Consider the following 18,868-nt stretch of genomic DNA (forward strand, 5'->3'; position numbering starts at 1 on the left):
CTGCATCGCGATATACAAATATGAAAGGGTTCTGAGGCGCGCGTCATTGGCTATATCGGCTCATGACGATACAGGCGCCGGCGGTGCTAGACTGGCGCCATGAACTACCTCGCGCACCTTCACCTGGGCGGCCCGGCGCCGCAACAACTGCTCGGCAGCCTGTATGGCGACTTCGTCAAAGGCACGCTGGAGGGACGTTTTCCGCCGGCGCTGGAGGCTTCGATCCGGCTGCACCGGCATATCGACAGCTACACCGACAGCCACCCGCTGGTGCTGGCGGCGCTGGCGCGTTTCCCGCGCGAGCGTCGACGCTTCGCCGGGATCGTGCTGGATGTGTTCTTCGATCATTGCCTGGCCAGGCACTGGGGGGAGTACGCTGAGCAGCCACTGGCGCAGTTCACCGGCGACTTCTACAAGGTGCTGCTGGCCGAGCCGCAGCTGCCGGGCCGGCTGGCGCGGATCGCGCCGTTCATGGCGGCGGATGACTGGCTGGGAGCTTATGGCGACTTCGCCACCCTGGAGCAGGTGTTTGGCGGTATTGCCCGGCGCTTGTCGCGGCCCGAAGGGATGGACGGGGTGATGGAAGAGCTGGAGCGCCTGTACGAGCTACTGCTGGCAGACTTCCGCGAGTTCTATCCGCAGTTGCAGGCATTTGCGGCAGCGCGACGAGGCCGGTCCAGCTGACGTCAACTGTTCAAGCTGCCTTGGCCTGGCGGCGCGGCTCGACATCCTCGATGCCGAACAACGCCAGACGCACCGCCTGCTGCGCCTGAAACGCCAGCGCCGCGCGCTCCTGGCCTTCACTGCCGATCGGAGGCAGCAGCTGGATCACCACTTCACCTCGGTCTTGCCCGAACAGCCGCATCAGATGGGATACCAGGTCGTCCTCGCCAATGAATGGCGCAATCGGATCGGGTTGGCCCGCGCGCAGATACTGGATCGCCACCGGCTGCAGCGGCGTGCCCTGGTCGATGGCCCCGGCCAGCAGGCGGCCATGGAAGGTGCGCAGGGTGCGACCGTCGGTGGTGGTGCCTTCGGGGAATATCAGCAGGGGACGTTGCTCGCCTAGCTGTTCTCTGATCTGTTGGCGCAGGCGCTGGGCATCGCCACCGCCACGGCGGATGAACAGGGTCCCGGCCTTCTCGGCCAGCCAGCCGGCCACCGGCCAGTGCCGCACCTCGGCCTTGGACAGGAACGACAGCGGCGTGAGCATGCCGAGCAGCGGGATGTCGGTCCACGACACATGGTTGCAAACCCAGAGCATCGGCCGTTGTGGCAGTTCACCCCTGACCTTGACGTCGAAGGGCAGGGCGGCCACCAGGCGGCCCATGAACAGGCGTGTCCAGCGCTGGCGGCGTTCGATGGAGGTCTTAAGGCCCAGGCGTTCGCCAAGGGCGATGATGCTGGCCATTGCCAGCCCCAGGGCCAGTACCAGGAGCAGCCGCAGCAGGCGGGCAGTGGCCCGCAGGCGCGGCATCAGACCGCCGCCTTGAAGTGACGGGCGTAGCGCGGGCAGAGGTCGTCGCGCTTGAGCAGGATGAACACGTCGGCGACCTGGAAATCCTCGTCCCAGCAAGGCTCGCCGCAGATCTTCGCGCCCAGGCGCATATAGGCCTTGAGCAGCGGCGGCATCTCGGCGATGACGTTGTTTGGCAGCGGCAGGCTGGGCAGCGGGTTCTTCGGTTCGGCGCGCAGGTGCTCGGTGCACAGGTAGCGTTCACGCAGGCGCTGCATGATCGCGTGGGCCTGCACGCCACCGTCCTGCATGGGGATGCTGGCGCAACCCATCAGGTAGCTGTAGCGGCCTTCGTTGAGCACTTCGGCCAGCTCGCTCCAGAGCACGGCGATGGTGCCGCCGTTGCGGTAGGCCGGGTCGACGCAGGTACGGCCCAGTTCGAGGATCGGGCCCTGCAGCTGCAACAGGCCGTGCAGGCGGAATTCCTCTTCGCTGTAGAAGCGGCCCAGGCTGCTGGCGGCCTGGTGGTCGAGCAGGCGGGTGGTGGCGACCAGCTGGCCGGTGGCCAGGTCGCGCACGCCGATGTGGCGGCAGTGGATGTCGTAGTCGTCCATGTCCAGGCCGTGTTCGGCGCCCTTGAGCTTGGCCTTGAATTCGGCGCTGAACACCCTGAAACGCAGGGCCTGTGCTTCCTGCAGGGCCGCAGCGCCGACCAGGCGTTCGGCTTGCAGACGGCGTTCAGTGCTGTTGTCGCCAGAGCGAGCGATCCGAGTCATTGCGAGTCTCCATAAGCCAGCCAAAGGGTTGCGGCCGGTCGGCTTTGTTGTGCAAAGTCAGCCTAGGTACGCCCGGTGTCACCCCTGTGAATCTTTGGTGATGCTTGCGTGACACCCCCACAAGGAGCTTGCGATGGCCTGGTTGCAACGACTCAACGACCCCTTGCGCCACCCGCTGGCGGCGACCCTGGGAGAAAGCTACGCGGTGGTGCTCGAACGGCTGGGCACGGTTGCGCCGTTCGAGCTGGCGGTACTGGGCGGGCGCGCCATGGCCACGCCGGGCCTGGCCTTCCTGCTCGGTTACCAGGCGGCGCTGCGCGTGCTGTGGCCCAGCGCGCCCGCCAGCCTAGGGGCGTTGTGCGCCACCGAGCGGCGCAGCGTGCGCCCGGCGGACATGCACACCCGCCTCGATGGCTTGCGCCTGACCGGCAGCAAGGACTTCGTCACCGCCGGGCTGGACGCTGAATGGCTGTTGGTGGCGGCGCGCCATGAAGGGCCGGGCGAGGCGCCGCGGTTGCAACTGGCGGTGGTCTATCCGGGGGAGCCCGGTGTCAGCCTCGAGGCCTTGCCGACCCTGCCGTTGATGCCCGAAGTCGGCCATGGTCGGCTGCTGCTCAAGGAGGCTGCGTGCGAGTTGCTTGCCGGCGATGGCTGGGACGCCTACGTCAAACCCTTCCGCTCCCTTGAAGACCTTTATGTGCTCGCCGCGCTGGTGGCCTGGCTGCATGGCGTGGCCCAGGAATGCGCCTGGCCGCAGGACCTGCGACTGCGGTTGATCGGGCTGCTGGCCGGCTGTGCCGAGGGCAGCCGGCAATGTCCGGACAGCGTGGCCTGCCACGTGCTGCTGGGTGGCCTGTTTGCCCAGTTCCAGGCCTTGCGGAGCGAGATCGACCAGGCGCTGGCCTCAGGGCCGGAGCACTGGGCGCAATTGTGGCAGCGCGACCAGGGTCTGCTGGCGCTGGCCGGCGTGGCCCGTGACAAGCGCCTGGCCAAGGCCTGGAGTGCCGCCGGACTGTCATGAAAGCCTGAGAAACTGGGGAAATATTTGAATCTGGGCTGCACAGCAGCCCTTTGTAGGACTCCCCATGAAGGCAGTGATGCTTGCCCTGGCCATGACCGCTGCCTCGGCCTTGGCCGAAGACTGGCCCTTAGCGCAGTGGCCAGTCGATAACGCCGTCATCGACTGGCAGGCCGTCGACACCTACGCCTTCGCGCCGCGCGCTGCCGAACGCGGAGGCATTCGCACCGACGCACTGTTGATCATCCGCGATGGTCGCATTGTGCATGAGCGCTATACCGAACCAACCCGCGCCGACACGCCGCACCTGACCTGGTCGGTGAGCAAGAGCGTGCTGGCCACGGTCATGGGGGGGGCCTACGGCGAGGAGCGCTTCAAGCTCGATGACCCGGCTGCCCGCTACTACCCGGCCCTGCAGCGACATTCCGGGCTGCGCCTGGCCGACCTGCTGCACTGGGCCAGCGGCCTGGCCTGGCAGGAGGACTACGAATACGCGCCCTTGAAGTCGTCGGTGGTGGCCATGCTCTATACCCGCGGCCGCGCCGACATGGCGGCCTACACGGCGGCCATGCCCGCCGCCAGCGCCCCCGGCACGCATTTCGTCTACTCCAGCGGCGATAGCAACCTGCTCGCCGCCAGCCTGCGCGGCATGCTCGACCCCGCGCGCTATGCCGACTACCCCTGGCAGGCCCTGTTCACCCCGCTGGGGATCGACAGCGCGGTCTGGGAGCGGGATGGCGCGGGAACCTATGTCGGTTCCTCCTATCTTTATCTCACTGCCCGTGACCTGGCGCGCATCGGCCTGCTGATGCAGCGCAACGGACGCTGGCGCGAGGGGCGGTTGCTGCCGGCTGATTGGGTGGCGTTCAACCGCACCCTGTTCAGCGCCGCCCAGCCAGTGCCGGGCGAAGCCAACCCCGGCGGCCACTGGTGGCTCAACCAGCCGCTGCCCGGGCAGCCGGCGCCATGGCCGGATGCGCCAACGGACACCTTCGCCGCGCTCGGCCATTGGGGCCAGGCGCTCTATGTGCTGCCCTCGCGCAAGCTGGTGATCGTGCGCTACGCCGATGACCGCGACGCCAGCTTCAGCCACAACGAACTGCTCAAGCGGGTGCTGGCCGCCGTGGCCGGGGAGGGCGCATGAAGCGGGTCGTGCTCGTGCTGTTGCTGGCCGGGTTGGCCTGGGCCTGGCATGAGCGCCAGGCGCTGGCGGACTTCCCGGGCATTCTCTCGGCCTATTCGGCGAAGGAGTACTGCTCGTGCCGCTTCGTCATGGGCTTTGCTGAAACCTACTGCCGAGGCTATGTGCAGCAGTACCTGCCCCTGGGCCTGCTGGAGGAGGACGGCTCCCGGCGCCTGGTCACCGCCGAGGGCCTGGGCCGGCGCAACCAGGCCGCCTGGCAGGGCGCGCGCGAGGGCTGCCGCTTGCTGCCGTGAAACCGTGCGGGTAAGGTTGACGGCCTTGATTTACAGGATTTCACATGTTCAAGCCGTCCCACCTGCTGCCCGCCCTCCTGCTCGCCCTGTGCCTGCCCGCTCACGCCAACTGGCACCTGGACGGCGAGTCCTCGCGCCTGTCCTTCGTCACCGGCAAGAACGGCAATATCGCCGAGGTCAACCGTTTCCTGGTGCTGCACGGCAAGGTCGACCGCAAGGGCGCGGCCGAAGTGAGCATCGAGATGGACTCCGTCAGCAGCGGTATCCCGCTGCGCGACGAGCGCATGCGCGACAACCTGTTCGCCTTCGAGCAGTTCCCCGAGGCCACGGTGCAGGCGCAGATCGACCTGCGTCCGATCAACGACCTGGCCAATGGCGCGCAGCTGGAGCTGCGCCTGCCGGTCAGCGTCAGCCTGCATGGCCAGACCCGCAGCTACAACACCTTGCTGCTGGCCACGCGCCTGGACGAGCGGCGCTTCCAGGTGGTGACCCTCGAGCCGCTGATCCTGCGCGCCTCGGACTTCGGCCTGCTGCCGGGCCTGGAAAGCCTGCGCAAGCTGGCCGGGCTCAAGTCGATCAACCCCTCGGTGCCGGTGAGCGCGGTGCTGATCTTCACCGCTCGCTGACATGCCGGGGCCGGTCTTCCCCTGGCGGGATGGCAACCAGTTCGAACTGCTGATCGACGGCCCCGAGTTCTTTCCGCGCATGCTGCTGGCGATCGTGCGCGCCGAGTTCCAGGTTGACCTGGAGCTTTATCTGGTCGAGGGCGGCGCCTGCGCCGAGGCGGTGGTCGAGGCCCTGGAGCAGGCGGCGCGACGCGGCGTGCGGGTGCGCTGCCTGTTTGACGACTATGGCTCGCTGGCCTTCCCCACGGCCCTGCGCGAGCGTCTGCTGGCGGCGGGTGTCTACCTGCGCTGGTACAACCGCCTGCGCTGGCGCCGGGGCCTGCGCAACCTCTATCGCGATCATCGCAAGCTGCTGCTGGTGGATGAACGACTGGCGGTGGTCGGCGGCACCGGGGTCACCGATGAATTCTGGACGCCGGGCGAGGAGGCCAGCGAATGGCACGAGGTGATGGTGCGCATGCAGGGGCCGATCGTCACCGACTGGCAGCTGTTGTTCGATCGCCAGTGGCACGCCAACCAGCGCCGCACCGCCTGGCGTCCACCCGAGGGCTTCGGCCTGCCGCGTCTGCCCCAGGTCCCGGCTCAGGGCCAGGGCATGGGTCGGGTGGCCTACGCCGACGCCCGCCAGCACAAGGACATCCTGCATGCGCTGGTCCGCGCCCTGAACAGCGGGCAGCGGCGTATCTGGCTGGCCACGCCGTACTTCCTGCCGACCTTCAGCGTGCGCCGCTCGCTGCGCCGAGCCGCGCAGAAGGGCATCGATGTGCGCCTGCTGCTGACCGGCCCGCGCACCGACCACCCGGCGGTGCGTTATGCCGGGCACCGCTACTACCCGCGACTGCTGCGCGCCGGGGTGCGCATCTTCGAGTACCAGCCGTGCTTCCTGCACCTGAAGATGGTGCTGGTGGATGACTGGGTCAGCGTGGGGTCGTGCAACTTCGATCACTGGAACCTGCGCTTCAACCTCGAGGCCAACGTCGAGGCCCTCGACCCACCGCTGACCGCCGCGGTGGCCGCCAGCTTCGAGCGCGACTTCGCCCAGAGCCTGGAGGTCGACCTGGCGCGCTGGCACGCGCGACCATTGTGGCGGCGGATCCAGCAGCGCCTGTGGGGTTGGCTCGACCGGGTGGTGGCCAACCTGTTGGATCGACGCGACTAGTCGCGTATATCGCGCTCGGGCAAAGCGGACTATCGTGCAGGGATTGTTCCCAGACAACCGAAGGAGTGGATGCGATGACGGCGAAGAAGATTCTCATGCTGGTGGGCGACTACGTCGAGGACTACGAGGTCATGGTGCCATTCCAGGCCCTGGCCATGGTCGGCCATACCGTCCATGCCGTGTGCCCGGAGAAGATTGCCGGGCAGACGGTACGCACGGCGATCCACGATTTCGAGGGCGAGCAGACCTACAGTGAGAAGCCGGGGCACAACTTCGCCCTGAACTACGACTTCGTCCAGGTGCGTGCCGAAAGCTATGACGCGTTGCTGATCCCCGGTGGCCGCGCCCCGGAATACCTGCGCCTGAACGACAGGGTGCTGGAGCTGGTCAAGGCCTTCGACCAGGCCGGCAAGCCCATTGCGGCGGTGTGCCATGGGGCCCAGTTGCTGGCGGCAGCAGGCGTGCTCGAAGGGCGCGAGTGCAGCGCCTATCCCGCCTGTGCGCCCGAGGTACGGCTGGCGGGTGGGCGGTTCATCGATATCGCGGTGGACCAGGCTCACGTGGATGGCAACTTGGTTACCGCGCCGGCCTGGCCTGCGCATCCGGCTTGGCTGGCGGCGTTTCTGAAAGTGCTGGGTACCCGTATCTCCTGATTGTCATGGTTTAGTTTTGTAGGAGATCGCCCAGCCGGGCTGCGTTGTCGCAAAGGAAACTGTCCCTCTGTAGGAGCGGCCTTGTGTCGCGAAAGGGCCGCAAAGCGGCCCCAGGGTTTCAGCCTTAACGCAAAGATCGCCGGGGCCGCCTTGCGGCCCTTTCCGACCGGTCCGACGCCTCGGCAAGGCCGCTCCTACAGGGATCGTGTAGTTGCCGGCCATTCGGTAGCGGTCATGGAGAAATACCTGTCGCGCAGGGGAAAGGCCGTGGGGTAGGGGGGATGCTAGGGTGAAGCTCAGTCATGCCCATCGACAGGACGACCGCCCCGCATGGAAATACGTCTGCTCCATGGCGCCGCCATCGCGCCTTACATCGATGACCTCGCACGCTTGCGTCTGACGCTGTTTCGCGAGTTTCCCTATCTCCTGGACAGTTCCCTGAGCCACCAGGCCGATTACCTGGCCAATTACGCCGAGTCCGGACGCAGCCTGGTGGTGCTGGCGCTGGACGGCAGCCAGGTGGTGGGCGCCGCCACCGGCCTGCCGCTGGTGGATGTCGATCCCGAGCTGCAGCAACCGTTTCTCGCCCAGGGGCGCGATCCGGCGTCGGTCTACTACTTCGGCGAGTCGGTGCTGCTGCCGGCTTACCGTGGACAGGGGCTCGGCGTGCGCTTTTTCATCGAGCGCGAGTCCTATGCGCACAAGCTGGCCGAGTTTGACTGCTGCGCGTTCTGTGCGGTGGAGCGCCCTTCCGGGCATCCGCGGCGTCCGGCGGACTACAAGCCATTGCAGGGTTTCTGGCGCAACCGAGGTTTTCTGCATGAGCCGTCGCTGCGTACCGCCTACCGTTGGCGGGACCTCGATGAGCAGGCTCAGTCGGCCAAGATCATGTCGTTCTGGCTCAAGGCGCTGCCTGTTTGAGATTCAGGGGGCTGTGAAACGACGACGGCCCCGCGATGGGGCCGTCGTTGCTACAGCGGAAGGCTTACTTCACTTCCACCGCCAGGCTCTCGGCGATCTTGTTCTGCCACAGCGCGGGACCGGTGATGTGCACCGACTCGCCCTTGCTGTCCACCGCGACGGTGACCGGCATGTCCTTCACGTCGAACTCGTAGATCGCTTCCATGCCCAGCTCGGCGAAGGCCAGGACCTTCGACTTGCGGATGGCCTGGGCCACCAGGTAGGCAGCGCCGCCGACGGCCATCAGGTACACGGCCTTGTTGTCCTTGATCGCCTCGATGGCGGTCGGGCCGCGCTCGGACTTGCCGATCATGCCCAGCAGGCCGGTCTGCTCGAGGATCTGGCGGGTGAACTTGTCCATGCGGGTTGCGGTGGTCGGACCGGCAGGGCCCACCACTTCGTCACCGACCGGGTCGACCGGGCCGACGTAGTAGATGAAACGGCCCTTGAGGTCGACCGGCAGCTCTTCGCCACGGTTGAGCATCTCGACCATGCGCTTGTGCGCGGCGTCGCGGCCGGTGAGCATCTTGCCGTTGAGCAGGATGGTCTCGCCCGGCTTCCAGCTGGCGACTTCTTCCGGGGTGATGTCGTCGAGGTTGACGCGACGGGCGCTCGGGCCGGCTTCCCAGACGATTTCCGGGTAGGCGTCCAGCGACGGCGCTTCCAGCTCGGCAGGGCCGGAACCGTCCAGCACGAAGTGGGCGTGACGGGTGGCGGCGCAGTTGGGGATCATGCACACCGGCAGCGAGGCGGCGTGGGTCGGGTAGTCCATGATCTTGACGTCGAGCACGGTGGTCAGGCCGCCCAGGCCCTGGGCGCCGATGCCCAGCTGGTTGACCTTGTCGAACAGCTCCAGGCGGATTTCCTCGAGGCGGTTCTGCGGGCCACGGGCCTTCAGCTCATGGATGTCGATGGACTCCATCAACACTTCCTTGGCCATGACCGCAGCTTTCTCGGCGGTGCCGCCGATGCCGATGCCGAGCATGCCAGGCGGGCACCAGCCGGCGCCCATGGTCGGGACGGTCTTCAGCACCCAGTCGACGATCGAGTCGGACGGGTTGAGCATGGCCATCTTCGACTTGTTCTCCGAGCCGCCACCCTTGGCCGCGACATCGACCTCGACTTTGTCGCCGGGGACGATGGAGTAGTGGATGACGGCCGGGGTGTTGTCCTTGGTGTTCTTGCGGGCACCGGCCGGGTCGGCCAGGATCGAGGCGCGCAGGACGTTCTCGGGCAGATTGTAGGCGCGGCGCACACCTTCGTTGATCATGTCGTCGACGCTCAGGGTGGCGCCGTCCCAGCGTACGTCCATGCCGACGCGAATGAACACGGTGACGATACCGGTGTCCTGGCAGATCGGGCGGTGGCCGGTGGCGCACATGCGCGAGTTGATCAGGATCTGGGCGATCGAGTCACGCGCGGCTGGCGACTCTTCACGCAGGTAGGCTTCGTGCATCGCCTGGATGAAGTCGACGGGGTGGTAGTACGAGATGAATTGCAGGGCGTCGGCGACGCTCTGAATCAGGTCGTCTTGCTTGATCACGGTCATGCAGCGCGCTCCTCTTAAAGACGGGAACATTCGAAAAGGCATTCCGACAGTGCACACCGGTATGTCAGGAACGCCTGGCAAGGCGCCGGCTGGTCGGGCCGGCACAAAAAGGCGCGGCAGTATACCGTGCCGCGCCTTCGGAAACACCTGCACGTGGTCTGGACCAAGGTCGGCAGGGGAAGGGCATCCTTTTTGCTGTAAAGCCTTAGCCGTTTTCACGGCGCAAGGCCATTCCTGCATGAGATCGCGTACCCTTGTAGGAGCGGCCTTGTGCCGCGAAAGGGGTGCGAAGCGCCCCCGGAGTCCACAATGCGTGCGGAGAAAAACCGAGGATGCCCGAACTTTGCGTGGGCGAGCGTCAATGGACAGTGCCTGGCGGCAGCAACCTACTGGATGCCCTAAACGAGGCAGGCCTTAGTGTGCCCTACAGCTGCCGCGCCGGCAGCTGCCACGCCTGCCTGGTGCGTTGCCTGGACGGTATCCCCGTCGACGCGAAACCCGAGGCGCTGGTGGCGGAAAAGCGCGAGCAGGGCTGGCGCCTGGCCTGCCAGTGCTCGGTCGCCAGCGACTTGCGGGTGGCGTTGTTCGACCCCCGAAGCGATGGCCTGCCGGCCACGGTAATCGGCCTGGACTGGTTCGCTGATGTGCTGCGCCTGAGGCTGCGACCGGAGCGGCCGCTGCGCTACCAGGCCGGACAGCACCTGGTGCTGTGGAGCGGCGGCGTTGCGCGCCCCTACTCGTTGGCGAGCCTGCCGGGTGAGGACGACTTCCTCGAGTTTCACCTGGACTGCCGCCGTCCCGGTGCGTTCTGCGACCAGGCAAGGCAGCTTCGCCTGGGGGATGTGCTGAGGCTCGGTGAACTCAGGGGCGGTGCGTTGCACTACGACCCGGACTGGCAGGCGCGGCCGCTCTGGCTGCTGGCGGCGGGCACCGGGCTGGCGCCGTTATGGGGCATTCTGCGTGAGGCGTTGCGACAGGGGCATCAGGGGGAAATTCGGGTGCTGCACATGGCACACACCGCTGAGGGGCACTATCTGGCGCAGTCGTTACAGGCGCTGGACGGAGTGACGGTCGAGTGGGTGTTGGCGGCGCAGCTGGATGAAGCGCTGGCTGGGTTGAAGCTGATGTCGCGTCAGACCATGGCGCTGGTGTGCGGGTCACCTGGGAGCGTGGAGCGCTTTGCCCGACGGCTGTTCATTGCTGGGGTGCCACGTAATCAGATATTTGCGGACGTATTTACCGAGCATGTTTGAGGGCTGAAAAGTATCGCGGGGCAAGCCCGCTCCCACAATGCCGACACCGGCGTGGGAGCGGGCTTGCCCCGCGATAGGGACTGCCGAGGGATCAGCCGACCAGCGGATCACCGACATGCAGGATCTTCATGCCGTTGGTGCCACCGATGGTGTGGTAGCTGTCGCCCTTGGTCAGGATCACCCAGTCACCTTGCTCGACCAGACCGCGCTTGAGCAGCTCGTCGACCGCCGCCTGGCTCACCTTGTCGGCCGGCAGCGAGGCCGGGTCGAAGGCGATCGGGTAGACGCCGCGGAACATGTTGGCACGGGCCTGGGTGGCGCGGTGCGGCGACAGGGCGAAGATCGGCACGTGCGAACGCAGGCGCGACATGATCAGCGGGGTGTAGCCACTTTCGGTGAGGGCGATGATCGCCTTGACGCCGGGGAAGTGGTTGGCGGTGTACATGGCCGCCAGGGCGATGGACTCGTCGCAGCGCTCGAAGGTGGTGTGCAGGCGGTGGCTGGACTTCTGGCTGGTCGGGTGCTTCTCGGCGCCCGAGCAGATACGGGCCATGGCCTGTACGGCTTCGATCGGGTAGGCACCGGCGGCGCTTTCGGCCGACAGCATCACCGCATCGGTGTTGTCGAGCACGGCGTTGGCCACGTCGGACACTTCGGCGCGGGTCGGCATCGGGTTCTGGATCATCGACTCCATCATCTGGGTCGCCACGATCACCGCTTTGTTGTTGCGGCGGGCGTGCTGGATGATCTTCTTCTGGATGGCGATCAGCTCGGCGTCGCCGATTTCCACGCCCAGGTCGCCACGGGCAACCATGACGGCGTCGGAAGCGAGGATCAGCTGGTCGAGGGTCTCGTCGTCGGCGACCGCTTCGGCGCGTTCGATCTTGGCCACCAGCCAGGCGCTGCCGCCGGCTTCGTCACGCAGCTTGCGCGCGTATTCCATGTCGCTGGCGTCACGCGGGAACGACACGGCCAGGTAGTCCAGGTCCATTTCCGCGGCCAGCTTGATGTCGGCCTTGTCTTTTTCGGTCAGGGCCGGCGCGGTCAGGCCGCCACCTTTGCGGTTGATGCCTTTGTGGTCGGACAGCGGGCCACCGATGATCACCACGCAGTGCAGGGCATCGGCGGTGGCGGTTTCGACGCGCATGACCACGCGGCCGTCGTCGAGCAGCAGTTCGTCACCGACGCCGCAGTCCTTGACCAGGTCGGGGTAATCGATGCCGACGATGTCCTGGTTGCCTTCGGTCAGCGGGTGGGCGGTGGAGAAGGTGAACTTGTCACCGACTTTCAGTTCGATGCGCTTGTTGGCGAATTTGGCGATGCGGATCTTCGGACCTTGCAGGTCGCCCAGCAGCGCGACATGGCGGCCGTTCTTGGCGGCGATGTCACGGATCAGGCGGGCGCGGGCCTTGTGCTCGTCCGGGGTGCCGTGGGAGAAGTTCAGGCGTGCCACGTCCAGGCCGGCGAGGATCAGCTGTTCGATCACTTCCGGCGAATTGCTGGCGGGGCCAAGGGTGGCGACGATTTTGGTACGGCGGATGGTCATGCACAGACTCCTATAGTGAAGCGCAGCGAAAGGCTACTCCTCAATTGCGCTGTAGTCATTGTTCCGTTGCACTACCCACGCACGAAGGAGGGTTGCGTTTGAACGGTGCGGGTATGCTTGCAAATGGCGGTGAAGATTTGCCGTGAAAGGCCGATACACTGCCCATCAAAGGAGAATTCCCATGCGCACCCTGATCGTTTTGACCATGGCGGCCAGTGTCGTCGGCTGCACCCGCTGGTCCATGGACCACCACCTGAACAACGCCTACCGCGCTTACGACCGTGGCGATTGCGCGAAAGTCATGCTGGAGCTGTCGCAGGTCGACCGCACCAGCCGCGCCCGTCCGTTCATCCACCCAGAGGTGTCGCTGCTGCGTGGCCAGTGCCTGGAGCGGCAGAAGCTCTTCGTCGACGCGGCGCAGACCTACCAGTACCTGATCCAGCAGTACCCGCGCAACGAGTACGCCTACCGCGCCCAGGCCCGTCTGCAGACGCTGGAAAAGCTCGGGCACCTGCGCGGCAGCGAGGCGACGGTGGCCAGTCCCGTGAACACTACACCTTGGCGTTAATCCTAATGTGTCGATGATTTCATGTAGTCCGTCCGTCGGACTGGGCTAATCTGTTAGAGAGTTGTCACGATCATCGCCAGTACCTTGTCTTCCTGGCCCCGGGTACAGGATTTCACTGCGATCATGTTTATCGAGCGACACATACAACGTCATCAGCTGCCTTGCGTGCTCAAGGTGTTCAACCGCTGCACCGACCAGCAGATCGGCTATCTGGGCAACGCCTCGGAAGACGGCCTGATGCTGATCAGCCAGTTGCCGGTGCTGGTGGGGCCGGATTTCGAGCTGCAATTGCGGGTACCCCTCGCCGGCGGTGGCCTGCAATTTATCAACCTGACGGCCAGTTGCCTGTGGTGCCGCGAGGATGAGACGCCGGGGCATTTCGATGCCGGCTTCATGCTGCTGCAGGCACCGCAGGAATACGATGAGTTCGTCCGTTCCCTGCGCGACTTCTTCAGCTTCCGGCCCATGAACGCCTCCGCCTGAGGCTGGCCCAGCCCTGCCACGTGCCGTTAGACTCTGGTCGACCTCGATACAGGAAGACCCCGTGAGCTCCAGCATTTTCTGGCACGACTACGAAACCACCGGCATCAATCCGCGTAGCGACCGCCCGCTGCAGGTGGCCGGCGTGCGCACCGACCTTGACCTCAACGAGATCGAGGCGCCGATCAGCCTCTACTGCCGCCCCTCCGACGATATCCTGCCGCATCCGGCGGCCTGCCTGGTGACTGGCATAACCCCCCGGCAACTGGCCGACCAGGGCCTGTGCGAAGCCGAATTCATGACCCGGGTGCACGATCAGTTGGCCCGTCCCGGCACCTGCGCTGCGGGCTACAACACCTTGCGTTTCGACGATGAGGTCACCCGCTACAGCCTCTACCGCAACTTCTTCGACCCCTACGCCCGGGAATGGCAGGGCGGCAACAGCCGCTGGGACCTGATCGATGTGGTCCGCACCGCCTATGCGCTGCGCCCCGAGGGGATCGTCTGGCCACAGCAGGACGGGCGCACCAGCCTGCGCCTGGAACTGCTGAGCAAGGCCAATGGTATCGACCACGGCCATGCCCACGAGGCGCTTTCCGACGTGCGGGCGACCATTGCCCTGGCCCGCTTGATCCGCGAGAAACAGCCGCGGTTGTATGACTGGCTGTTCCAGTTGCGCAGCAAGCACAAGGTCATGGAACAGGTTCGGCTATTGCAGCCACTGGTACATGTATCCGGACGTTTCTCGGCCCAGCGCAACTATATCGGCGTGGTACTGCCTTTGGCCTGGCATCCGCGCAACCGCAACGCGCTGATTGTCTGCGACTTGCAACAAGATGCTTCGCCGCTGCTCCAGGAAAGTGCAGAAGCATTGCGCCAGCGCCTGTATACGCGGCACGAAGACATGGCCCAGGGCGAACTACCGGTACCGCTGAAGTTGCTGCATATCAACCGCTGCCCGGTATTGGCGCCACTGTCGGTATTGCGCCCGGCCGACCAACAACGCCTGGGGCTCGAGTTGTCGGCATTGCAGGCCCGGGCGGAGCAATTGGCCAATCAGCAGGCCATTTGGGGAGACAAGCTGGACATCATTTATCAGGAAGAAGGCTTTGCCCCCAGCGAAGACCCGGAGCAACAGTTGTATGACGGTTTTATCGGTGACCGGGACAAGCGCCTGAGCGAACAAGTGCGGCGTGTGGATCCGGCGCAATTGGCACATGGGCAATGGATGTTCGATGACCCGAGGCTGCCGGAACTGCTGTTCCGCTATCGCGCGCGAAACTTTTCCGACACCCTTGATGAACAAGAGCGCGCCCGTTGGCATGCATTCTGTCAGCAGCGGCTTACTGATCCTACTTGCGGTGCGCCTAATACCCTGGCGGACTTCGAGCAGGCATGCCAGAGCAGTTGGAGCGACGCCAGCGAAGCGGGACGGCAGGTGCTGGAGGCCTGGCAAACCCATGTCCGGCAACTGAAAGTGCAGTACCAGCTTTGAAATGTGCAGATAAACAAAAAACGCCGGCAAGTGCCGGCGTTTTTCATGTTGAAACCAACGCGCCTTTCAGGCGAATCAGTCCAGCAGGGTAGCCCAGCTTTCGACGACGTCGCCGCCCCACTTGGCTTTCCACTCTTTCAGGGTCTTGTGATTGCCACCCTTGGTTTCAATAACCTCGCCGTTGTGCGGGTTCTTGTATTGCTTGACCTTGCGTGCACGCTTGGTGCCGGTGGTCTTGACTGCGCCGCGCGGGGCTTTGCTCAGTTTGCTTTCCGGGTCGAGCAGGGCGATCACGTCACGCAGCGACTTGCCGTTTTCGGCCATCAGTTCGCGCAGCTTCTTTTCGAACTCCAGTTCTTTTTGCAGCTTGCCGTCTTGCGACAGGTTGGCCAGGCGGGCTTGAAGTTCCTTGATGGCTTCTTCGGTGGCGCGGTATTCGTTGATCAGGGACATGGTGTGTTCCTTAATGCATGTTCAGAGAGAGACAGTGGGGCAATAATAGACAGGCGAAACTCTCAAGTAAACAATTTAATATTGATCACTCATTTAATAGTAGGCACTGACTGCGCAGTCATTAGGTTAAGAAAAATTTACAATTTGTCTGGGCCACTGGCCATTTCCCCTTGGGAAGAAGGGAATAGGCTTGTGCGACGGTGTCCTCGAACCTGAGGATGCGAGGGTGTAGATGCTTACTGCGTTTTTCCCGGCAGGCCGCTAGAATATGCGCCTTTGCGAAGTTCTGGAGTCTCCCTCATGCGCACCTATCGACTGGTGATTGCCTGCCCCGACCGCGTCGGCATCGTGGCAAAAGTCAGTAATTTCCTGGCCCTCTACAATGGCTGGATCAACGAAGCCAGCCACCACTCCGACGAGCAGAGCGGTTGGTTCTTCATGCGCCATGAGATCCGCGCCGAGTCCCTGCCGTTCGGTATCGAGGCTTTCCGCGAGGCGTTCGCCCCGATCGCCGAAGAGTTCTCCATGACTTGGCGGATCACCGACTCGGCGCAGAAGAAGCGCGTGGTGCTGATGGCCAGCCGTGAGTCGCACTGCCTGGCCGACTTGCTGCACCGCTGGCACACCGACGAGCTGGACTGCGAGATTCCCTGCGTGATCTCCAACCACAATGACCTGCGCAGCATGGTCGAGTGGCACGGCATTCCGTTCCACCATGTGCCGGTCGACCCCAAGGACAAGCAGCCGGCGTTCGCCGAGGTCTCGCGCCTGGTCGCCGAGTACGGCGCCGACGCCGTGGTGCTGGCGCGCTACATGCAGATTCTGCCGCCGCAGCTGTGCCAGGAATACGCGGAAAAGGTCATCAACATCCACCACAGCTTCCTGCCCTCGTTCGTGGGTGCCAAGCCGTACCACCAGGCGGCACTGCGCGGCGTGAAGCTGATCGGCGCTACCTGCCACTACGTGACCGAGGAGCTGGACGCCGGCCCGATCATCGAGCAGGACGTGGTGCGTGTCAGTCACGCCGACAGCATCGAGGACATGGTGCGCTTCGGCCGTGACGTGGAAAAGATGGTCCTGGCCCGTGGCCTGCGCTATCACCTGGAAGACCGCGTGCTGGTGCACGGCAACAAGACCGTGGTGTTCAACTGAGTCGAGGGCCATGGCATGGCAGACCCGCGTGACAAGGCCGGCGCCTCGGCGCCACCCACCTTGGGCGAAGGCTGCCTGGCCCGCTTCGACCCCGAGGTGTTGAGCGATGACGACGGCACCGAGTTCCCCGGTGCCGCCGAGCTTTGGGGGCGACTCAACCCGTCTGGCGACGACGCTCAAGTCGAGGACGCGCCAGCAGGTACAGGAACACCAGTCCGTCCGCCAGCAGATAGAGTCAACAGGTAAGCGCGCTGGCAGCGGTCCGCCAGCTCGGGCGCTTCATGGGCCGGTCTGGCGCTCCAGCCAGGCGGACTTGGTCAGTGGCTCACGGCCCTGGGCCAGCAACTGGTGCAGGGTATCGAGCCAGTAATTGCGTGCGCTGGCGTGGCGCATGTCGACAGGGTGCAGGCCCAGGCGCAGGGTGTCGGCTTCGCGCCAGCGGCGGCATTGCCAGTCGCTGACTACTCTCGACAGGCCGCGGCGCCAGGCGCTGCGGGCACTCCACACCAGTCCCGGGGCCTCGAAGGCGTTGAAGTCCGGCAGCCGGTACAGGTGGCGCGGGGAGCTGGTGTAGCGCAGTGGCAACTGCCTCAGTGCCTGGCGCGTGCCTTCGCTCATCAACCAGGCGGGGGCGACGAAGCCAGCCACCGGCCAGCCCTGTGTCTCGAACAGTGCCAGCCCGGCCTGCAGGCGTTGCAGGGCGTCTGCCTGGTCCAGCCCATGGAACTCGCCTTCGTGGGTATAGATCCGACGCAGGAAGTATTCGCCCGGTCCGCGCGGTGGGGGGCCATCGTCGGCGTGGTAGTAGCCATGCAGGGCCAGTTCATCGCCCCGGGCCAGGCGTCGCTCGAGCAAGCGGCAGAAGGTGGGTGAACGCGTCAGGGGGTTGCGGTGGTGGAAGTCCGGCACCACCAGCCAGGTCATGGGCACCCTGCCCAGTGCGTCGATGGCCTGGACGAAGGGCTGGTAGTCCGGCCAGGTTTCCGGCGCGATATCGTGCAGCACCAGCATCAGGCTGCGCGTGGCGGCCCGGCCCTCAGCCATGGGCGCGCACCGGCAGCGGGTGGCCGAGCACCGCCTGGTAATGCTGGAGCAGGCCGTTGACCACGGTGTCCCAGCTGTAATGGCGCTCCACGTGTTGGCGTGCCTGACGGCCCAACTGGTCCACACCGCTGTCGAACGCTTCGCGCACAGCCTTGGCCATGGCTTGGCCATCGTTGGGCGGGCACAGCCGGCCGTAGCGTTCGTCGACGATTTCGCTGAAGGCGCCGGCACGCACGGCCACCACGGGCGTGGCGCTGGCCATGGCCTCGAGGATTACCAGGCCGAAGGTTTCCTGGTCGCCGGCATGCACCAGCAAGTCGGCGCTGGCCAGCAGACGGGCGATTTGTGTGGGCGGGCAGAAGTGATCGATCACGCTGACATTGCCCGGCACGCTGGCCGGCATGTTCGAGCCCACCAGCAGCAGGTGGTAGGGCTGGCCGAGCGCGTGCATGCAGTCAAGCAGCAGCGGCAGGTTCTTTTCCCGCGAGCCGCGGCCGGCGAACACCAGCAGGCGGCTGGTATCGGCGATGCCCAGCTCGGCGCGCAGACCGGGATCGTGCCGGTTGGGGTTGAACAGCGCCAGGTCCACGCCCAGGCGCTGCACGTGCACGTTCTCCACGCCCAGCCTGCGCAACTTGTCAGCCATCACCTGGCTGGGTGCCAGGACCCGGTCGAAATGCCCGTAGAGCTTGCTGACATAGGCCTCGACATTGGGGGTGAACCAGTTGCCCATGCGGTTGCTCACCAGCAGGGGCAGGTCGGAGTGATAGAAGCCGATCACCGGCACATCGAGCTTGCGCCGCGCCTCCAGGGCCGCCCAGGCGGTGAGGTAGGGGTCGCCGACCTCGATCAGGTCGGGCCGCAGGCGGCGCAGTTCTTTGCACCAGGGCGCCAGGCGCACCGGGAAGCGATAGCCGTTGCCGAAGGGCAGGGGTGGAGCAGGTACGTGGTAGATACCATCGACCTGGCTGGCATTGGCACCGGGAATCAGCAGGCTGTGGCGAACGCCGGGCATGGCGTCTAGGCGGCGGTGTTTGGCATCAAGGTAGGTTCGCACGCCGCCGCTGGCCGGGGCATAGAACATGGTGATGTCGGCGATGTGCACGATCAGCATCCCTCCGGGATCGTCCTCGGGTGAGTCATTCGGCGGTTATGAACCGGCGATGACGCGCCTGAGGGTTGACCTACCTGAAGGATAGTTTGTTCGATCGGGTTTTGGCGGGGCGCCCTGTCGCGGGGCAAG

General features: G+C 65.3%; 21 protein-coding genes. 14 read left to right on the top strand and 7 right to left on the bottom strand.

Annotated features, from left to right (window positions below; genetic code table 11):
- Positions 1-99: 99 nt before the first annotated feature.
- A complete protein-coding gene (locus V0R62_RS04070) occupies positions 100-684 on the top strand; it encodes an acyl carrier protein phosphodiesterase (RefSeq protein WP_330102861.1) in 585 nt (194 codons plus the stop codon).
- Between the two features lie 10 nt (positions 685-694).
- Here V0R62_RS04070 and V0R62_RS04075 read toward each other — a convergent pair whose 3' ends face one another.
- The gene (locus V0R62_RS04075; RefSeq protein ID WP_330102862.1) at positions 695-1,477 is read right to left on the bottom strand and encodes a lysophospholipid acyltransferase family protein; all 783 of its coding nucleotides are present in this window, start codon (positions 1,475-1,477) and stop codon (positions 695-697) included.
- On the bottom strand, positions 1,477-2,232 hold the full coding sequence (gene olsB, locus V0R62_RS04080) for an L-ornithine N(alpha)-acyltransferase (RefSeq protein ID WP_330102863.1): 756 nt from the start codon (positions 2,230-2,232) through the stop codon (positions 1,477-1,479). The genes V0R62_RS04075 and olsB overlap by 1 nt, the downstream gene beginning before the upstream one ends.
- Positions 2,233-2,365: 133 nt before the next feature.
- Here olsB and V0R62_RS04085 point away from each other — a divergent pair, with 133 nt between their 5' ends.
- From V0R62_RS04085 to V0R62_RS04115, 7 genes are all read left to right on the top strand, one after another.
- A complete protein-coding gene (locus tag V0R62_RS04085; RefSeq protein WP_330102864.1) occupies positions 2,366-3,253 on the top strand; it encodes an acyl-CoA dehydrogenase middle domain-containing protein in 888 nt (295 codons plus the stop codon).
- A gap of 64 nt (positions 3,254-3,317) precedes the next feature.
- On the top strand, positions 3,318-4,394 hold the full coding sequence (locus V0R62_RS04090; protein WP_330102865.1) for a serine hydrolase domain-containing protein: 1,077 nt from the start codon (positions 3,318-3,320) through the stop codon (positions 4,392-4,394).
- On the top strand, positions 4,391-4,687 hold the full coding sequence (locus V0R62_RS04095; protein WP_330102866.1) for an amidase: 297 nt from the start codon (positions 4,391-4,393) through the stop codon (positions 4,685-4,687). Before V0R62_RS04090 ends, V0R62_RS04095 begins: the two co-directional genes overlap by 4 nt.
- A gap of 44 nt (positions 4,688-4,731) precedes the next feature.
- Positions 4,732-5,313 carry a YceI family protein gene (locus V0R62_RS04100; protein WP_330102867.1) on the top strand — a complete coding sequence of 194 codons (582 nt, stop codon included), beginning with the start codon at positions 4,732-4,734 and terminating at the stop codon, positions 5,311-5,313.
- 1 nt (position 5,314) lies between these two features.
- On the top strand, positions 5,315-6,472 hold the full coding sequence (locus tag V0R62_RS04105; RefSeq protein ID WP_330102868.1) for a phospholipase D-like domain-containing protein: 1,158 nt from the start codon (positions 5,315-5,317) through the stop codon (positions 6,470-6,472).
- Between the two features lie 74 nt (positions 6,473-6,546).
- Positions 6,547-7,125, top strand: a complete 579-nt coding sequence (locus V0R62_RS04110) for a DJ-1/PfpI family protein (protein ID WP_062572944.1) — start codon at positions 6,547-6,549, stop codon at positions 7,123-7,125.
- Positions 7,126-7,455: 330 nt separating this feature from the next.
- Positions 7,456-8,046, top strand: a complete 591-nt coding sequence (locus tag V0R62_RS04115; protein ID WP_330102869.1) for a GNAT family acetyltransferase — start codon at positions 7,456-7,458, stop codon at positions 8,044-8,046.
- A 64-nt stretch (positions 8,047-8,110) separates the two neighbouring features.
- Here V0R62_RS04115 and V0R62_RS04120 read toward each other — a convergent pair whose 3' ends face one another.
- Positions 8,111-9,634, bottom strand: coding sequence for a fumarate hydratase (locus V0R62_RS04120; protein ID WP_280083034.1), 1,524 nt, complete (start codon positions 9,632-9,634; stop codon positions 8,111-8,113).
- Between the two features lie 332 nt (positions 9,635-9,966).
- Here V0R62_RS04120 and V0R62_RS04125 point away from each other — a divergent pair, with 332 nt between their 5' ends.
- Positions 9,967-10,887, top strand: a complete 921-nt coding sequence (locus V0R62_RS04125) for an iron-sulfur-binding ferredoxin reductase (RefSeq protein WP_330102870.1) — start codon at positions 9,967-9,969, stop codon at positions 10,885-10,887.
- A gap of 91 nt (positions 10,888-10,978) precedes the next feature.
- Here the strand turns inward: V0R62_RS04125 and pyk are convergent, their stop codons facing one another.
- Positions 10,979-12,433: a pyruvate kinase gene (pyk, locus tag V0R62_RS04130; protein ID WP_050703896.1), complete on the bottom strand. Its 1,455-nt coding sequence runs from the start codon at positions 12,431-12,433 to the stop codon at positions 10,979-10,981.
- Positions 12,434-12,614: 181 nt separating this feature from the next.
- Between pyk and V0R62_RS04135 the strand changes: the two genes are divergently transcribed.
- From V0R62_RS04135 to sbcB, 3 genes are all read left to right on the top strand, one after another.
- Complete coding sequence (locus tag V0R62_RS04135) at positions 12,615-13,001, top strand: tetratricopeptide repeat protein (RefSeq protein ID WP_050703897.1); 387 nt, start codon at positions 12,615-12,617, stop codon at positions 12,999-13,001.
- 123 nt (positions 13,002-13,124) lie between these two features.
- A complete protein-coding gene (locus V0R62_RS04140; RefSeq protein ID WP_023631126.1) occupies positions 13,125-13,484 on the top strand; it encodes a PilZ domain-containing protein in 360 nt (119 codons plus the stop codon).
- A 61-nt stretch (positions 13,485-13,545) separates the two neighbouring features.
- Positions 13,546-14,976 carry an exodeoxyribonuclease I gene (sbcB, locus tag V0R62_RS04145; RefSeq protein ID WP_330102871.1) on the top strand — a complete coding sequence of 477 codons (1,431 nt, stop codon included), beginning with the start codon at positions 13,546-13,548 and terminating at the stop codon, positions 14,974-14,976.
- A gap of 75 nt (positions 14,977-15,051) precedes the next feature.
- On the opposite strand, the gene mvaT is transcribed toward sbcB, so the two are convergent.
- Positions 15,052-15,429: a histone-like nucleoid-structuring protein MvaT gene (gene mvaT / locus V0R62_RS04150; protein WP_028690229.1), complete on the bottom strand. Its 378-nt coding sequence runs from the start codon at positions 15,427-15,429 to the stop codon at positions 15,052-15,054.
- Between the two features lie 300 nt (positions 15,430-15,729).
- On the opposite strand from mvaT, the gene purU reads away from it, so the two are divergent.
- The gene (gene purU, locus V0R62_RS04155) at positions 15,730-16,581 is read left to right on the top strand and encodes a formyltetrahydrofolate deformylase (protein WP_028690228.1); all 852 of its coding nucleotides are present in this window, start codon (positions 15,730-15,732) and stop codon (positions 16,579-16,581) included.
- Positions 16,582-16,596: 15 nt separating this feature from the next.
- The gene (locus V0R62_RS04160; RefSeq protein ID WP_330102872.1) at positions 16,597-16,827 is read left to right on the top strand and encodes a hypothetical protein; all 231 of its coding nucleotides are present in this window, start codon (positions 16,597-16,599) and stop codon (positions 16,825-16,827) included.
- A 33-nt stretch (positions 16,828-16,860) separates the two neighbouring features.
- Here V0R62_RS04160 and V0R62_RS04165 read toward each other — a convergent pair whose 3' ends face one another.
- Both V0R62_RS04165 and V0R62_RS04170 read right to left on the bottom strand, forming a co-directional pair.
- Positions 16,861-17,625, bottom strand: a complete 765-nt coding sequence (locus tag V0R62_RS04165; RefSeq protein WP_330102873.1) for a DUF2334 domain-containing protein — start codon at positions 17,623-17,625, stop codon at positions 16,861-16,863.
- Complete coding sequence (locus tag V0R62_RS04170; protein ID WP_330102874.1) at positions 17,618-18,739, bottom strand: glycosyltransferase family 4 protein; 1,122 nt, start codon at positions 18,737-18,739, stop codon at positions 17,618-17,620. Before V0R62_RS04170 ends, V0R62_RS04165 begins: the two co-directional genes overlap by 8 nt.
- Positions 18,740-18,868: the final 129 nt, after the last annotated feature.

The sequence above is a fragment of the Pseudomonas carassii genome (assembly GCF_036324045.1).
Taxonomy (GTDB): Bacteria; Pseudomonadota; Gammaproteobacteria; order Pseudomonadales; family Pseudomonadaceae; genus Aquipseudomonas; species Aquipseudomonas peradeniyensis.

Bases quoted from the DNA above. Each gene is read 5' to 3' on its own strand.
- purU (WP_028690228.1), top strand. From the start codon at position 15,730: ATGCGCACCTATCGACTGGTGATTGCCTGCCCCGACCGCGTCGGCATC.
- V0R62_RS04075 (WP_330102862.1), bottom strand. From the start codon at position 1,477: ATGCCGCGCCTGCGGGCCACTGCCCGCCTGCTGCGGCTGCTCCTGGTA.
- V0R62_RS04135 (WP_050703897.1), top strand. From the start codon at position 12,615: ATGCGCACCCTGATCGTTTTGACCATGGCGGCCAGTGTCGTCGGCTGC.
- V0R62_RS04070 (WP_330102861.1), top strand. From the start codon at position 100: ATGAACTACCTCGCGCACCTTCACCTGGGCGGCCCGGCGCCGCAACAA.
- V0R62_RS04110 (WP_062572944.1), top strand. From the start codon at position 6,547: ATGACGGCGAAGAAGATTCTCATGCTGGTGGGCGACTACGTCGAGGAC.
- V0R62_RS04090 (WP_330102865.1), top strand. From the start codon at position 3,318: ATGAAGGCAGTGATGCTTGCCCTGGCCATGACCGCTGCCTCGGCCTTG.
- V0R62_RS04125 (WP_330102870.1), top strand. From the start codon at position 9,967: ATGCCCGAACTTTGCGTGGGCGAGCGTCAATGGACAGTGCCTGGCGGC.
- V0R62_RS04165 (WP_330102873.1), bottom strand. From the start codon at position 17,625: ATGGCTGAGGGCCGGGCCGCCACGCGCAGCCTGATGCTGGTGCTGCAC.
- V0R62_RS04140 (WP_023631126.1), top strand. From the start codon at position 13,125: ATGTTTATCGAGCGACACATACAACGTCATCAGCTGCCTTGCGTGCTC.
- V0R62_RS04160 (WP_330102872.1), top strand. From the start codon at position 16,597: ATGGCAGACCCGCGTGACAAGGCCGGCGCCTCGGCGCCACCCACCTTG.
- mvaT (WP_028690229.1), bottom strand. From the start codon at position 15,429: ATGTCCCTGATCAACGAATACCGCGCCACCGAAGAAGCCATCAAGGAA.
- V0R62_RS04115 (WP_330102869.1), top strand. From the start codon at position 7,456: ATGGAAATACGTCTGCTCCATGGCGCCGCCATCGCGCCTTACATCGAT.
- V0R62_RS04100 (WP_330102867.1), top strand. From the start codon at position 4,732: ATGTTCAAGCCGTCCCACCTGCTGCCCGCCCTCCTGCTCGCCCTGTGC.
- pyk (WP_050703896.1), bottom strand. From the start codon at position 12,433: ATGACCATCCGCCGTACCAAAATCGTCGCCACCCTTGGCCCCGCCAGC.
- olsB (WP_330102863.1), bottom strand. From the start codon at position 2,232: ATGACTCGGATCGCTCGCTCTGGCGACAACAGCACTGAACGCCGTCTG.
- V0R62_RS04120 (WP_280083034.1), bottom strand. From the start codon at position 9,634: ATGACCGTGATCAAGCAAGACGACCTGATTCAGAGCGTCGCCGACGCC.
- V0R62_RS04085 (WP_330102864.1), top strand. From the start codon at position 2,366: ATGGCCTGGTTGCAACGACTCAACGACCCCTTGCGCCACCCGCTGGCG.
- V0R62_RS04105 (WP_330102868.1), top strand. From the start codon at position 5,315: ATGCCGGGGCCGGTCTTCCCCTGGCGGGATGGCAACCAGTTCGAACTG.
- V0R62_RS04095 (WP_330102866.1), top strand. From the start codon at position 4,391: ATGAAGCGGGTCGTGCTCGTGCTGTTGCTGGCCGGGTTGGCCTGGGCC.
- V0R62_RS04170 (WP_330102874.1), bottom strand. From the start codon at position 18,739: ATGCTGATCGTGCACATCGCCGACATCACCATGTTCTATGCCCCGGCC.